At 34.5% G+C, this 14,611-nt stretch carries 14 protein-coding genes; 4 read left to right on the forward strand and 10 right to left on the reverse strand.

What is annotated here, in order from left to right; genetic code table 11:
- Window positions 1-20: 20 nt before the first annotated feature.
- The 3 genes from FNW17_RS14305 to FNW17_RS14315 all read right to left on the reverse strand — a co-directional run bounded on the left by FNW17_RS14305 (window position 21) and on the right by FNW17_RS14315 (window position 2,474).
- On the reverse strand, window positions 21-650 hold the full coding sequence (locus FNW17_RS14305) for a hypothetical protein (RefSeq protein WP_144071996.1): 630 nt from the start codon (window positions 648-650) through the stop codon (window positions 21-23).
- A gap of 95 nt (window positions 651-745) precedes the next feature.
- Entirely contained in the window at window positions 746-1,240 is a 495-nt protein-coding gene (locus FNW17_RS14310) for an RNA polymerase sigma factor (protein ID WP_126563163.1), read from the reverse strand.
- A gap of 172 nt (window positions 1,241-1,412) precedes the next feature.
- Window positions 1,413-2,474 (reverse strand): DUF3810 domain-containing protein, encoded by a 1,062-nt coding sequence (locus tag FNW17_RS14315; protein ID WP_144071997.1) that lies wholly within the window; start codon window positions 2,472-2,474, stop codon window positions 1,413-1,415.
- Window positions 2,475-2,558: 84 nt separating this feature from the next.
- Here FNW17_RS14315 and FNW17_RS14320 point away from each other — a divergent pair, with 84 nt between their 5' ends.
- The 3 genes from FNW17_RS14320 to FNW17_RS14330 are packed head-to-tail and all read left to right on the forward strand — an operon-like array spanning window position 2,559 to window position 4,531.
- Window positions 2,559-2,771 (forward strand): hypothetical protein, encoded by a 213-nt coding sequence (locus tag FNW17_RS14320; RefSeq protein WP_144071998.1) that lies wholly within the window; start codon window positions 2,559-2,561, stop codon window positions 2,769-2,771.
- Window positions 2,768-3,061, forward strand: a complete 294-nt coding sequence (locus FNW17_RS14325; protein ID WP_143390976.1) for a type II toxin-antitoxin system RelE/ParE family toxin — start codon at window positions 2,768-2,770, stop codon at window positions 3,059-3,061. The genes FNW17_RS14320 and FNW17_RS14325 overlap by 4 nt, the downstream gene beginning before the upstream one ends.
- Window positions 3,062-3,067: 6 nt before the next feature.
- Complete coding sequence (locus FNW17_RS14330; RefSeq protein WP_144071999.1) at window positions 3,068-4,531, forward strand: aminoacyl-histidine dipeptidase; 1,464 nt, start codon at window positions 3,068-3,070, stop codon at window positions 4,529-4,531.
- 353 nt (window positions 4,532-4,884) lie between these two features.
- Here the strand turns inward: FNW17_RS14330 and FNW17_RS14340 are convergent, their stop codons facing one another.
- The 7 genes from FNW17_RS14340 to FNW17_RS14370 form a co-directional block, all read right to left on the reverse strand.
- Window positions 4,885-5,232 (reverse strand): DHCW motif cupin fold protein, encoded by a 348-nt coding sequence (locus FNW17_RS14340; protein ID WP_143390974.1) that lies wholly within the window; start codon window positions 5,230-5,232, stop codon window positions 4,885-4,887.
- Between the two features lie 43 nt (window positions 5,233-5,275).
- Entirely contained in the window at window positions 5,276-6,844 is a 1,569-nt protein-coding gene (locus tag FNW17_RS14345) for a hypothetical protein (RefSeq protein ID WP_144072000.1), read from the reverse strand.
- A gap of 128 nt (window positions 6,845-6,972) precedes the next feature.
- Window positions 6,973-8,148, reverse strand: coding sequence for an MFS transporter (locus FNW17_RS14350; RefSeq protein ID WP_143390972.1), 1,176 nt, complete (start codon window positions 8,146-8,148; stop codon window positions 6,973-6,975).
- Window positions 8,149-8,356: 208 nt separating this feature from the next.
- Window positions 8,357-11,698 (reverse strand): preprotein translocase subunit SecA, encoded by a 3,342-nt coding sequence (secA, locus tag FNW17_RS14355; protein ID WP_143390971.1) that lies wholly within the window; start codon window positions 11,696-11,698, stop codon window positions 8,357-8,359.
- 89 nt (window positions 11,699-11,787) lie between these two features.
- On the reverse strand, window positions 11,788-12,009 hold the full coding sequence (locus FNW17_RS14360) for a DUF2795 domain-containing protein (protein WP_007138072.1): 222 nt from the start codon (window positions 12,007-12,009) through the stop codon (window positions 11,788-11,790).
- Between the two features lie 186 nt (window positions 12,010-12,195).
- Window positions 12,196-12,765 (reverse strand): cob(I)yrinic acid a,c-diamide adenosyltransferase, encoded by a 570-nt coding sequence (locus tag FNW17_RS14365; protein WP_144072001.1) that lies wholly within the window; start codon window positions 12,763-12,765, stop codon window positions 12,196-12,198.
- Window positions 12,766-12,866: 101 nt separating this feature from the next.
- Window positions 12,867-13,553: an ABC transporter ATP-binding protein gene (locus tag FNW17_RS14370; RefSeq protein ID WP_143390969.1), complete on the reverse strand. Its 687-nt coding sequence runs from the start codon at window positions 13,551-13,553 to the stop codon at window positions 12,867-12,869.
- Between the two features lie 295 nt (window positions 13,554-13,848).
- On the opposite strand from FNW17_RS14370, the gene FNW17_RS14375 reads away from it, so the two are divergent.
- Entirely contained in the window at window positions 13,849-14,511 is a 663-nt protein-coding gene (locus FNW17_RS14375) for a hypothetical protein (protein ID WP_144072002.1), read from the forward strand.
- Window positions 14,512-14,611 lie beyond the last annotated feature (100 nt).

Consider the following 14,611-nt stretch of genomic DNA (forward strand, 5'->3'; position numbering starts at 1 on the left):
CGCCATGGCGAACTCTTCTTTTATAAATCTATTTTTTTAAGCTCCTTGTAATTGGCAAATAATCTGCGGAGTAAGGTTCCATATAATAGTCTGTAAAACAACCAAAAAAGCCCTAGAAAAGCAGCTATAATCAGTACAAAAACACCAATAGTAATGACCATTACTTTGGTATCATTGCCAATTTTATCCATCAAAACGGCTACGTCAGGATTGTATGCAAAAGCAATATAAAAGCCAAAGAGCAAACTCAATGCCACCATACCCAAATTATACCAAACATAGCATTGCACGGTTTTACGAGTTTTCAAAATGTCCCTCATCAATTGTTTTATCGAAACTGTGGTTGAAATAGCCATATAATTTTTATAAAATAAATAAATAAAAACCAAAATCACCGCATAATTAAAAACAGTCAAAGCCTCAAAATAAATGTCTAGTTCCTCGTGTTTGATGTTTTTCAAATAATCGTCCGTGTTAAAAAATACGCTAATAACCGTCCATAATATAATCTCCAGAATGCTAATAATAAAAATCCACTTCACAATCGAAGACGATTTTAGGTGCAACATTTTATAGATTTCCGCTTCGGAAACCTGCTCAAAGGCAATGTTTTTTTGCCAATCTTTTTTTAATAAATCCAGCTCTTTCATATGCAGATTTTTATCTTTTTTTATCGGTCATACGTAATTCACATAATTCATTCGGCTCTAGTAACCAACTTTCAGTTATGCCCATTTCATAATCGTTAAGGATTTAGTATTTTTTTTAATTTTCCTTTAATTCTATTCATTTTCACCCTTGCATTTACTTCGCTTATTCCCAAAGTTTCTGAAATTTCCCCATAATCCTTGTCCTCTAGATACATAAAAACCAATGCTTTTTCAATATCATTCAGCTGATAAACAGCTTTATACATTAATTTCAAGCGTTCTTCTTCCTCATAATTATAATCATCATTGCTAATAAAATATTGTTGCGATTCATAATCCACGGTCCTTACGGTTCGTGTACTTTTTCGGTACAAAGTAATGGCTGTATTCAAAGCGACTCGATATGCCCAAGTCGAAAATTTGCTATCACCACGAAACTTCGGAAAAGCCTTCCACAGCTGAATCGTGATTTCCTGAAACAAATCCTTGTGTGCGTCTTCACCATTCGTATACAACCTACAAATCTTGTGGATTATATTCTGATTGGTCTTCAATTGCTGCACAAATGATAGTTCTAAATCGTCGCTCATAATACAATAAGTGGGGAAAAAGTAAAATTTGTTACAAATAAAGTCTTTTTAATTGGGAGCAGCAATTTTCGGGTTTGAAATAAACAGTCGTCCCGCTATTCGCTATAATCTCCCGATGAAAAATCGGGAGGATTTCCACTACTATCGGGGCTATTTTACAAATTTTGATTCTCTAAAAATCCTTTCCCTTATAATAGTTCACCATCAAATTCACGAATTTACTGTAGCCCTCCATTCCGTCTTTTTGTTGGTTCATTTTCAAGAAATTGTCGTAAAAAGCATGAAATCCTTTATCAATAAAAGTGTCATATTGTTTCCAGAAATCCTCACTTTCCTGATAGTTTTTTAAAATTCCGGGATGAATGGTTTTCAATAATTGGTCATATCCTTTTTCGTCCCGAGCATACCAATTGCTCAAACAATAACGCAAAGCGGTGCTGTATCCCGAATATTGAAAGTATAAATCCTTGTTTTTAACCGAAGCCAGAAACCCAATAAAATTGCATTCGCTTTCGCTGGCAAAGCCCATTTGATGCGCCATTTCGTGACATGAAGTCGTGGGCGAATTGTACATTGGCATCAAATAATTGATTTGTGCTTCATTTGTAAACGGATTCAAATAACCTCCAAAACCCATATAGGTCAATGGCAAACTGAAAAGTGATTTCTTGATACTAGGATTTGAATATTCAAAAATAGGATATTGATTGGCAAGTTTTTGATATCCATTCAAATTCATCTCGAAAACTAGCTCATTCGAATAGGGAAAAACCACTTTCAGGCTGTCGTTTTTGGTAATCTGAGTTTGGATTTCATTAGTTTTTGCAATCAGTTTTTTAGTAAAACCTAATAAATCAGCATCAGTGTAATCCCGTTCGATTTTCATTTTTTCGAAAAGCGGTTGGCGGTAATAATTCATCGCCCACAAAAAATGGAATAGAAAATATACTACTGAAAGCACATTCAAAACCTTTAAAATATTATTTTTCCATTCTTGCTTCCAAGTTTTTCTGGTTTTCCAAATCGATTTCAGAAGATAAAAAATCAGGATTCCATAAATTATATCTCCTACTGAAAAAGGAATTTTCCCCAAAGTTATTCGTAAAATTTTCGAAATGAAAACATAAAGTCCATTGCTGTAAAATCGTTCTACAAACTCAGGGAAAAAGGCAATTATTTTCAGAAATAAAATTTGAAATAGGAGAAATACTGGAAGAATATATTTTCTTTTCACGGTTTTGCTTTTGGCATAAAAATAACAATAAATAGAGTAGTTCGCATTCTTTTTTTGTAAATTTGTTTTTCAATAAAAAGAAGAATGACACAAATTACTTTAAATATTCCAGACAGTGAATTGAGTTTCTTTATGAAATTGATAGAAAAGTTTAATTACGAAACCGTGAATAATGAATTTTCCGCAACTGAAGAAATGAAAAACATGCTGGATGAAAGGAGATCAACTTCAAAAACCGACGATTTCATTCCGTGGAACGAGGCGAAAACCCAATTGCGTTTTAAATCTGAAAAATGATTTATAAAGTTGTAATCGAACCAAGAGCCATTCTTGACATTCAAGATGCCATCGACTATTATGATTCCAAACAAAATGGATTGGGGGAATATTTTTACCGAGTAGTTGAAGAACATATAGAAACTTTGGCGAAAAATCCATTTTTTCAAATTAAATACAAAGACTATCACGGTTTTCCCATCCGAAAATTTCCTTTTATTATCCTTTATTATATAGATGAAAAGCTAGAAACCATTTATTTAATGTCTGTTTTTAATACCTATTTAAACCCTGTAAAATATCCAAAATAATAGATAATGAGCCAAGAAATAAGAAATCTAGAACCCAAAGCACTTTGGAACAAATTTGCCGATTTAAACGCCGTTCCTCGTCCTTCCAAAAAAGAAGATCGTGTCATCGAGTTTATAAAAAACTTCGGAAATTCACTAGGATTAGAAACTTTTGAAGACGAAATCCGAAACGTAATTATCCGAAAACCGGCTACTGCTGGAATGGAAAATCGCAAACCAATTGTACTACAAGGGCATTTGGATATGGTGCATCAAAAAAATTCGGATACCATTTTCGATTTCGATAAACAAGGAATCGATATGTATGTTGACGGTGACTGGGTTCGTGCTCGCGGAACTACACTTGGTGCTGATAATGGATTAGGAGTTGCGATGATTATGGCAATTTTAGAAAGTAAAACCATCAAACATCCAGCGATTGAGGCTTTGTTTACCATCGATGAAGAAACTGGAATGACAGGAGCTTTAAACCTAAAAGGCGGAATTTTGAAAGGAGAAATTCTTTTGAATATGGATACCGAAGAAGACGATGAAATCGACATTGGTTGTGCTGGAGGAATCGATGTTACAGCGACCAGAAGTTATCAAGAAGAGGAAACTCCTGAGGATTCTGTGGGTTACACCATTACAGTGAAAGGCTTAAACGGCGGACATTCAGGAATGGATATTCACAAAGGTTTGGGTAATGCCAACAAAATAATGAACCGTTTGTTGTTTGATGCTTTCGAAAATTTTGGACTTCAGGTTTCGGAAATCAACGGCGGAAGTTTGCGCAATGCCATTCCAAGAGAAAGTGTTGCCAAAGTGATTGTTGCCGGAATGTATGACGAAGCTTATGTTTTTGATATGCAGGAAATTATCAACGACATCAAAACCGAATTTAAAACTACCGAACCCAACTTGACTATCGAAATCGTGAAAAGCGATTTGCCTAAAAAAGTTATGGATTTAGGCGTTCAAGAAGGAATTCTTCGTTCAATTTATGCCGCTCACAACGGCGTTTACCGAATGTCGGCCGATATGGATGATTTGGTGGAAACTTCGAATAATGTGGCGCGTGTTATTATCAAAGATGGTGAAATCAGTATTAGTTGTTTGACGCGTTCTTCGGTAGAAACTTCCAAATTTGATTTGGCTAATGGCTTGCGTTCAGCTTTCGAATTAAGCGGTTGCGAAGTGAATTTGGCTGGTTCCTATCCGGGTTGGACTCCAAATGTAAAATCAGAAATCTTGGATTTATTGGTCCATATTTACGAAAAACAAAACAACGAAAAACCAAAAGTAGTGGCTTGTCACGCTGGATTAGAATGTGGAATTTTAGGAACTAATTATCCTGATATGGATATGATTTCTTATGGCCCTACGATTCAAGGAGCACATTCACCAGATGAAAGAGCGTCGATAAAATCGTCTCAAAAATTCTGGAAATTTGTATTGGAAATTCTGGAAAATATTCCTTTGAAGAAGTAATCAGATAGCAGATTTCAGATGGCAGGTCGCAGTGTAAAGAAATCAGACAATTTAGCATAAATACATAAAGCAGTTTAAAGATGTTTCATTTCATTTTTAAACTGCTTTTTTTCTGCAAACTGAAATATGAAATCTGCAATCTGCCACCTGAAATCTAGTCTCTCTTCGGACTATTTTTCTTTTCTCTTTTTTCCTCTTTCTTTTCCTTGGCGGTTTTAAGAGGTTCTTTTTTTAGGGTTTTTTTTGCATCTTGACTTTTTGCCATAATAGGTATATTTAAAGGTTAAATTTTCTGTATTTGATGGAGTAAATATAAGGAAAATTCTTTAGAACAAAAAGATTTCAGGCATTTTTCATACTTCGGATTGTTTCAAGAAATCACCGTCAATTATTAACAAAGCTACTCCTTTGGTTGAAATAGAACGATGCAAACTCAAATCGTCAGAAACGATATAAGTCATTCCTTTCGAAAGTTGGAATTGCTCGCCGTTTTCTAGTTCGCTGATAAATTCGCCTTCCAGGCAATGCACAATATGTCCTTTTTGGCACCAATGATCCGCTAAATAACCTACGGAATATTCTACTTTACGCACCCGAAAACCGGCAAATTGAATAGTTTGCCAGAACGAAGTTCCGGTTTCGCCTTTGTGTTCCGTTTTTTCTATAGTACTCCAGTTTATGGATTGGAAAGGGATGGTCATTTTTGATATTTTGTTGTACTGTTGTTTCGCTCAAAAAGAAATATTAGTTATTGGCTGGTGATATTATTTGGTTGTCAATTCGTTTTCCATTTTTGTCATAAGTATACAAGTACATTCCTCTTTTTTTATCTATCGGTAAGTTATACTTTTTTCCGTTTTTTAAGATAGTTGAAAAATATGGAACGTTTTTAAGATAATCATAGTCATTTAAAATTTCATCTCCATAAAATAATTCTACTTGTACATCTGTTTCTGAAATATTTTGATAATAATAACCAGTTGTTAAATTGACTGTTTTTTTATTGTTTAATACAAGAAAATCGACCGAATTTAATCTTTCATTATTAAATAATTTACTTTTAAAAATACTATATTCTTCATCAATAATTTTTCTATAAGAATTTAGGTGTGTTTGGCTAATCGTAAGAGGGTCAATATTGTATTTTTCTTTAAATATCGTTGCCATCCATTTTTTGCCTTCTCTAGTTTGTTTTTCAAGAATATGATCTATTCCTGAAAGTACTAATACTTTTGAGTTAGGATTCAACTTAAATGTTTTATCGTAAATATTTTCGGCTTGCCCTATTTCTCGGTCTTTACTGTTGTCAAAATTTTCATAGGCAACAAATTCATAGCCTAATTCTTTTGCCTTTCTTATTAAATTTGAATAATTTTGTTCGACAGTATAAAATCCTGTTTTCAAAGTTGGGTATACATTTTCTATATTTAGTAGACTATCTTGCTTTACATCCAATCCTTCCAGTGCTAAATAATTATATCCAATTTCTTTAAGTTTTATTAACAGATCTGATACCAATAACCTATGGTTAGGATAAAAATGATTTTCATTGATCATTAAAATCTTATGGTTTTTAGCTTCATTAATAATTGTTTCTATAACTTTTTGGTCAGTTGAAGAATTCTCTTTTATTAATTTAGAAATTGTGTCATTTGGTTTAAATTTTGATTCAAGTTGATTTAAATAGTTATCATAAAAATCATTTTTTTCCAGAAATGAAGCAAAAGTTAGTTCCATTTGTAATTTAGTCCATTCTTCTTGTTTGTCATAAGTTGGGAATTCAATAATTTCATTTAATGTGGCAAAGTACTTATTTGAATTTTGATGTTTTTTTACAATATCCATAACTGTACAAATCTCTTTTCTGTAATTTTTGCCAACTTCTAAACTTTTGAAAATATTTTCTAAATCAATTTTTAAAGCATTGTAAGAATTTTCAGCTAAAGGATTCCCAAGAAATTGTATTGTTTTTCTATTTATAATGGTGTCGAAAATAATCAAGTGTTTTGGGTTATTCTGTTTATGATTTTCAGATGCAGTTACAAAATATTCATAAAGAGGGTCTGTGGATTTTCCATAAACTAAGACACTATCTTTTGTTTTTATTTTTCCCTTGCGAATTATTTTTTTTAACTCTTCCCTATTAGTTGTGTATGTTATATCACCTGGAGTTTTAAAATAGAATTGTAAAGAATCATTCACTATGTGAATATTGTAATTCCGAATATATTTATTCTGTTCAAAATATTTGCTTATTTTTGGTGAGCATCCACAAAATAATAATATTGTTGCAATTAATGTTAGTTTTTTCATTCTTATGGATTACTCATTAATTTTATGAATGACACTTTTTCAAATCTTTTTAAAGGGATTGATTATGATTGTCATATTATCCAACTAATATAATCAAAATAACAATCAAATTTAGTTTATAAAACTCACTAATTTTCCACTTGCAACCTAACCCAAAACACAAAATAAAACACTATCAAAATCGTTGCAATTCCCGTTACCATAAACGTTTCGCTTGCTCCAAATTGATACCAAATCAATCCTGCCAAGGAACTTGCCAGCATCGTACATATACTTTGAAAACCAGCGTAAGTTCCTATTGCTGTTGCAGTGTCTTTTTTGTCAGTGATGTTGCTGATCCAAGCTTTGGCAATACCTTCGGTGGCAGCGGCGTAAATTCCGTAGAGTAAAAAAAGTCCAATTAAAACGTAACTATTCGTGCTTAAACCCATTCCCAAATACACGATTACGAAAAGCGACAATCCAGAAATGAACATTTTTTTCAATCCAATTTTGTCCCCCAAGATTCCAATCGGGAAAGCGCACAAAGCATAAATCAAGTTGTAAAAAATGTAAAGTCCAATGACCAATGTATCGCTTAATCCAGATTGTTTGGCTTTCAATAATAAAAACACATCCGAGCTATTGAATAAGGCAAATGCCAATAATCCAATCACCACTTTGCGATACAGTGCTGGACTTTCTTTCCAATAATGGAAGGAAACCAAAAAGGAGGCGGATTTTTTCTCTTTAGGTTGTGCATTGTTTTTGTCTTTTAATAAAAAGGAAGCTAAAATGGCAAAAAGTCCTGGGAAAAAGGCGATGTAAAATAAGGTTATATAATCTTCTGGATAAAAATAGAGGTAAAGCAAAGCCAATAATGGTCCCAAAACCGCGCCCAAAGTATCCATCGAACGATGAAAACCAAAAACCTTTCCTTTGGTTTCTGGAGTAGCTTCGTCGGAGAGTATAGCGTCTCGAGCTCCAGTTCGGATACCTTTTCCAATACGGTCAATGGTTCGTGCAAAGAATATCCAAAGCGGATAAATAAAAAGTGCCATCATCGGTTTTGAAATCGCGCTGAAAGCATAACCCATTTGCACATAAGGAACTCGTTTTCCTGAATTATCCGAAAGTTTGCCAAAATAGCCTTTGCTGAGTCCAGCCACAGCTTCAGCGACGCCTTCAAGAATCCCAATTAGCACAATCGAAAAGCCGATGGTTTTTAAATAAATGGGCATTATTGGGTACAACATTTCACTAGCCATATCCGTAAACAGACTGACGAATGATAAAATCCAAACAGTGCGTGTGATGTTTTTCAAGGTGATGTTTAATTATTTTGTCATTTCGACCGCAGGGAGAAATCACATAATGAGAGCAACGAATGCGATTTCTCCCTGCGGTCGAAATGACAAATAACGACGTTATACAGTTTTCAAATGTAAAAAAAAAATCCCCAACTACTTTCGTAATTGAGGATTGAATTATTTATTCCGTTTTGTCTGCCATCTGCAAACTGCTACCTGTTTACTAGTGAACCAAAACCCAAGTTCCGTTTGCAATTAAGCTTTCGGCTTTTTTGTATTTCATTTCTTGCGTTTGTCCATTGGCAACATTTTGAATTGTTACTGTGTCGTTGCGATTAATTTTTGGTTGATCACGAACTATGGTTTCGGTAACTTGTCGTTGCTTTGTTTGACTAGCTTCACGATTGGCGCTTTCGCTGCTTAAAATTTCGTCTTTACTTTCGGTGTAATTTTCTTTCTGGCGAACTTGTTTTGCTTCTTGAATTGCTGGAGCTTGTTGTTGTGGCAAATCTCCTTTGAACAAGAACGAAATCACCTCTTTATTCACACCATTCAACATCGAACTAAACAAATTGTAGGCTTCGAATTTATAAATAAGCAAAGGGTCTTTTTGTTCGTGAACCGCTAATTGAACCGATTGTTTCAATTCGTCCATTTTGCGTAAATGTTTTTTCCAAGCTTCATCTACAATGGCCAAAGTAATGTTTTTTTCAAAATCGGCAATCAGTTGATTTCCTTTCGATTCGTAGGCGCGTTTCAAATCAGTAACCACATTTAGCGATTTTATTCCATCGGTAAACGGAACAATGATGCGTTCGTATTGGTTATTTTTGTCTTCATAAACATTGCTAATGATTGGAAATGCCTCTCTTGCGCTACGCTCTGTTTTTTCAGCATAAAATTGAGAGGCGGCTTTATACACTTTCGCAGTCAATTCAATTTCGGTCAATTTGATAAAATCACTTTCAGAAACTGGAGAAGTGATAGAGAAATAACGAATCAATTCGAATTCAAAATTTTTGAAATCATTTGTCGCTTTATTTTCGGCTGCAATTAGATCGCAAGTGTCATATAGCATATTGGCGATATCCACTTTTAGACGTTCTCCGTGCAAAGCGTGACGACGGCGTTTGTAAACCACTTCACGTTGTGCGTTCATAACATCATCATATTCAAGCAAACGTTTACGAACACCAAAGTTATTTTCTTCTACTTTTTTCTGCGCTCTTTCGATAGATTTGGTCATCATCGAATGTTGGATCACTTCGCCTTCTTCCAATCCCATTCTGTCCATCACTTTGGCCACTCTTTCGGAACCAAACAAACGCATCAAGTTGTCTTCAAGAGAAACATAAAATTGTGAACTTCCTGGATCTCCTTGACGACCTGCACGACCACGCAACTGACGATCCACACGACGCGAATCGTGACGTTCCGTACCTACGATGGCTAAACCTCCAGCAGCTTTCACTTCGGCAGAAAGTTTAATATCGGTTCCACGACCCGCCATATTGGTAGCGATAGTTACTACTCCCGATTTCCCTGCTTCTTCTACAATTTGCGCTTCTTGCTTGTGCATTTTTGCATTCAAAACGTTGTGGTTTATGCCACGCATTTTTAGCATTCGACTCAATAATTCCGAAATCTCTACAGAGGTTGTTCCAATCAAAACCGGTCTTCCTGCGTTCGATAATTCGGTAACATCTTCTATTACAGCATTGAATTTTTCCCGAGTCGTTTTATAAATATAATCTTCTTTGTCTTTTCTCGTCATTGGTTTGTTCGTAGGTATTTCTACAACATCCAATTTGTATATTTGCCATAACTCGCCAGCTTCAGTTACTGCAGTTCCCGTCATACCGCCTAGTTTGCTGTACATTCTGAAATAATTCTGAAGGGTTACTGTGGCAAATGTTTGGGTGGCATCTTCGATTTTTACACTTTCTTTGGCTTCAATCGCTTGGTGTAATCCGTCAGAATAACGACGACCATCCATAATACGTCCGGTTTGCTCATCGACAATCATAATTTTGTTTTCCATAATTACGTATTCGACATCTTTTTCGAAAAGCGTGTATGCCTTAAGCAATTGTGTCAAAGTATGAATACGTTCGCTTTTTACACCGAAATCTTGGAATAGTTTTTCTTTTTCCTCAGCTTCTTTGTCTTTCTCTAGATTTTTCTTTTCGATAATGGCTATTTCGGTTCCAATGTCTGGTAAAACAAAGAAATTACTATCGGTGTCGCCGGATAGAAATTGAATTCCGTTATCGGTCAATTCTACTTGATTATTTTTTTCTTCAATTACAAAATACAACGCTTCGTCCACTTTCGGCATTTCGCGATTGTTGTCTTGCATATATTGATTTTCGGTTTTTTGAAGCAATTGTTTGATTCCTTCTTCACTCAAAAACTTGATTAATGCTTTATTTTTTGGCAAACTTCGGTGTGCTCGCAATAATAAGAAACCACCATCTTTGGTATTGCCTTCTTTGATTAATTTCTTGGCTTCCGATAAAAATCCATTAGCCAATTGACGTTGAAGTGCCACCAAGTTTTCGATTTTTGGTTTCAACTCATTAAATTCGTGACGATCACCTTCTGGGACTGGACCTGAAATAATCAATGGAGTTCTTGCATCATCAATCAAAACCGAATCGACCTCATCGACAATGGCGTAATTGTGTTTTCTTTGGACTAAATCATCTGGCGAATGTGCCATATTATCTCTCAAATAATCGAAACCAAATTCATTGTTTGTTCCGTAAGTGACATCTGCATTATAGGCTTTTTTTCTACCTTCGGAATTGGGTTGGTGGTTGTCGATACAATCTACAGTCAAACCATGAAATTCGAAAAGAGGTGCTTTCCAAGTGCTATCACGTTTGGCTAAATAATCATTCACAGTTACCAAATGCACTCCGTTTCCAGTCAAAGCATTCAAATAAATAGGCAAAGTGGCTACCAATGTTTTTCCTTCCCCTGTTTGCATTTCGGCAATTTTACCTTCATGCAACACCATTCCACCAATCAATTGGACGTCATAGTGAATCATATCCCAAGTAATTTGCTTTCCAGCAGCATTCCAAGAATTAGACCAAAAAGCGTTGTCGCCATCAAGAGTAATGTATGTTTTCGTTGCCGATAACTCACGGTCTTTAGCAGTTGCGGTTACTTTTATTTCGGTATTTTCTTTGAATCGTTTGGCAGTTTCTTTTACAACAGCAAAAGCTTCAGGAAGAATTTCCATCAAGGTTTTTTCTGAAATCTCGTATGCCTCTTTTTCTAAAGCATCGATGGCTACGTAAATATCTTCACGTTTGTCAATATCTTCAATGCTTTCTGCTTCTTGTTTAAGCGAAGCTATTTTGGTGTCTTTATCAGCTCTGGCTTGTTTTATTTTATCTTTAAAAAAAGTTGTTCTAGCTCTCAATTCATCATTTGACAAGGCAGCTAACGCACTTTCAAAAGTTTTAATTTTGGCCAAATAAGGTTGTAAAGCTTTGACATCTTTTTGGGATTTATCTCCTACAAAGGTTTTGATAATGCTATTTATGAAACTCATAATGTGTTTGTATTTTTATTATATAAAAGTGCGTAAATTTAACCAAAAAAAAAGCCTCATAAGAGACTTTTTTTTGGGATATTTTTTTTTTAATATTCATCCTCATTCCAAAGATAATCTTCGTCAGTAGGATAATCTGGCCAAATTTCTTCCATTGACTCATATATCTCCCCTTCGTCTTCTATTGACTGTAGGTTTTCTACTACTTCTAAAGGAGCTCCTGCTCTAATAGCGTAGTCAATAAGTTCGTCTTTGTTAGCAGGCCACGGTGCATCACTCAAGTAGGATGCTAATTCTAAAGTCCAATACATCTTATGTCTGTTTAGTTTTGTGCAAAAATAATTTTTTTACTGAAAAATACAAGTAAAAAATCATTTATTTTTAGTTAAAGTTAAGAACGTGTTTTCAGGTTGCAGATTTCAGGTTGCAGATTTCAGATTTGTATCAGGAAAATCTATTTGAATTCTGCCTTCTGCAAACTGAAATTTGCTATCTGATTACTTCCTAGGAATCCATTTTACTTCCTCGGCCTGCAAATCGTTCGACAACTTTCGTGCCAAGACAAAAAGGTAGTCAGAAAGTCGGTTTAGGTACATAATTACGATTTCGGCAACGGGTTCGTTGTGATCTAAATGCACCGCCAAGCGTTCTGCACGACGGCAAACACATCGAGCAATATGACAATATGACACAGTGGTATGTCCTCCGGGTAAAACAAAATGAGTCATTGGCGGAAGCGCTTCTTCCATAGCGTCAATTTCGTTTTCGAGTAATTCGATGTCACTTTCTACGATTCCTAGTTTTTGCAAACGCAATTCGCCGTTTTTCTTCACTTCTTTTTCGGGTGGAGTGGCAAGAATAGCACCAACGGTAAACAATCGATCCTGAATTTCTATCAATATTTTTTTGTAATGCAAATCTATTTGTTGATCGCGAATGAGTCCAATATAGGAATTCAATTCGTCCACCGTTCCGTAACTTTCTATGCGAATGTGGTCTTTGGGAACTCGTGTTCCACCAAAAAGTGCTGTGGTACCTTTATCTCCGGTTTTTGTGTATATTTTCATTTGAAGTTAGAAATTAGAGGTTAGAAATTAGAAGTTCAAGAAAAATTGAGAGAGTGGAAGTTATATCATAACTTCTGACTTCTAATTTCTGACCTCAAAATTTATTTTATGGTATCACTTTCAATCATTCCGTCACGCATTCGAATAATTCTTTTGGCGTGGGCTGCAATTTCTTCCTCGTGGGTTACTACAATTATGGTGTTCCCGTTTTTGTGAATTTCTTCTAAAAGCGCCATAATTTCTTCGGAAGTTTTACTGTCCAAATTTCCTGTAGGTTCATCGGCAAGTATAATTGAAGGTTTGTTGACCAAGGCTCTTGCAATAGCCACACGCTGGCGTTGTCCTCCTGAAAGTTGGTTGGGTTGATGATCCATTCTATCGGCTAAGTTTACTTGTTTCAGTACTTCGGTGGCACGAGTATTTCGCTCAGATTTGGAATGGCCAGCATAAATCATGGGCAAAGCTACATTGTCTAAAGCAGTTGTTCTAGGCAAAAGGTTGAACGTTTGAAAAATAAATCCTATTTCTTTGTTTCGAATATCGGCCAATTCATCATCATGCATTTGACTAACATCTTTTCCGTTGAGGATGTAAGTTCCGGAAGTGGGCGTATCTAAACAGCCTAAAAGATTCATCAAAGTAGATTTACCGGAACCTGAAGGCCCCATCAATGCAACATATTCGCCTTTTTTTATTTCTAAATCAATTCCTTTTAGTACATAAACGATTTCATTTCCAAGAGCAAAATCTCGTTTGATGTTGTTAATTTTAATTAATGAATTTGACATTTTTTATAAAGAATTTACCGCTTTGACTGGCTCAGCGTGTCATTAAAATTTTTGGTTTAAAAGTACGAAAGACTTTTGAATTATTGATAAGTAGTTTTTTTTAAAAAATAGTTACATTTTAATACTCAAAATATTATTTTTCTACTTACACAATTTTGGGTATGTTTTATAAAATTTACATATTATTTATTCAATTATCATAATTTATTTAATTAGTTGTGTAATTTTTGGATTAAAATTGAATATAATATACTTCGATATAAATTTGTTGTGTGAAATTTAAAAAATCAAAATTATGAAAACTAGAAATTTGTATTTAGGAATTATTTTAATCTCTTTAGGATTTATATCTTGTAAAGACGAGAAAGAAGTTCAAGCTGAAAAAAATGTTGACAATTATGTTATTTATGTAGATTCAATCGAAAAAGTGGCTATTGAAGATGCCCAAAACAATTGGGAAGGAATTGATGCCGTTTATCAATTGAGAATGAATGAAGCTGAGGCTAATTTAGCAAATTTGAAAGACAGTATAAAAGCACAAGAGAGAATAATTGCAAGTAAAAATAAGTACGAAGTTATTAGAACTAAAATGGCGGTTAAAACTGTTGTTACTCCAGCAGTAACTTCAAAACAAAGATTGAGAAATGCCTTATTTGGCGAAGGAAAAATTGGTGATGATATGAGTTTTGCTTGGGTAGATGCAGGAAATATACATGGTGTTTACCAAACTTTCATTCATACTGCTGAGGATAACAAAGACAGTTATACTCGTGAGGATTGGGACGAAATCAAATTGATGTACGAAGCATTGGACTCTAGAAAAAATACAGTAGAAAAAGAAGGTCTTACTAAAAATGACAATAGAAAAATTGCTGCATTAAAATTCAAATTTGCACCTATGATTAAAGTGAACAGAATGGGAGCCAAATCAGAAGAAATGAAAGACGCAAAAGAATAATAATTAAAAAGGTTAGTTATTAATTGATTGTCCGCAATTACCCATAATTTAATAAAAAGCTTTATATTTGATAAAAAAAGTGATGAATCTATTCAATTTT

It is taken from the genome of Flavobacterium franklandianum, assembly GCF_007097365.1.
Lineage (GTDB): Bacteria > Bacteroidota > Bacteroidia > Flavobacteriales > Flavobacteriaceae > Flavobacterium > Flavobacterium franklandianum.

What these genes read in the sequence shown, in the direction of transcription:
- FNW17_RS14305 (WP_144071996.1), bottom strand. Translation starts at nt 650, where the DNA reads ATGAAAGAGCTGGATTTATTAAAAAAAGATTGGCAAAAAAACATTGCC.
- FNW17_RS14310 (WP_126563163.1), bottom strand. Translation starts at nt 1,240, where the DNA reads ATGAGCGACGATTTAGAACTATCATTTGTGCAGCAATTGAAGACCAAT.
- FNW17_RS14320 (WP_144071998.1), top strand. Translation starts at nt 2,559, where the DNA reads ATGACACAAATTACTTTAAATATTCCAGACAGTGAATTGAGTTTCTTT.
- FNW17_RS14325 (WP_143390976.1), top strand. Translation starts at nt 2,768, where the DNA reads ATGATTTATAAAGTTGTAATCGAACCAAGAGCCATTCTTGACATTCAA.
- FNW17_RS14330 (WP_144071999.1), top strand. Translation starts at nt 3,068, where the DNA reads ATGAGCCAAGAAATAAGAAATCTAGAACCCAAAGCACTTTGGAACAAA.
- FNW17_RS14340 (WP_143390974.1), bottom strand. Translation starts at nt 5,232, where the DNA reads ATGACCATCCCTTTCCAATCCATAAACTGGAGTACTATAGAAAAAACG.
- FNW17_RS14345 (WP_144072000.1), bottom strand. Translation starts at nt 6,844, where the DNA reads ATGAAAAAACTAACATTAATTGCAACAATATTATTATTTTGTGGATGC.
- secA (WP_143390971.1), bottom strand. Translation starts at nt 11,698, where the DNA reads ATGAGTTTCATAAATAGCATTATCAAAACCTTTGTAGGAGATAAATCC.
- FNW17_RS14360 (WP_007138072.1), bottom strand. Translation starts at nt 12,009, where the DNA reads ATGTATTGGACTTTAGAATTAGCATCCTACTTGAGTGATGCACCGTGG.
- FNW17_RS14365 (WP_144072001.1), bottom strand. Translation starts at nt 12,765, where the DNA reads ATGAAAATATACACAAAAACCGGAGATAAAGGTACCACAGCACTTTTT.
- FNW17_RS14370 (WP_143390969.1), bottom strand. Translation starts at nt 13,553, where the DNA reads ATGTCAAATTCATTAATTAAAATTAACAACATCAAACGAGATTTTGCT.
- FNW17_RS14375 (WP_144072002.1), top strand. Translation starts at nt 13,849, where the DNA reads ATGAAAACTAGAAATTTGTATTTAGGAATTATTTTAATCTCTTTAGGA.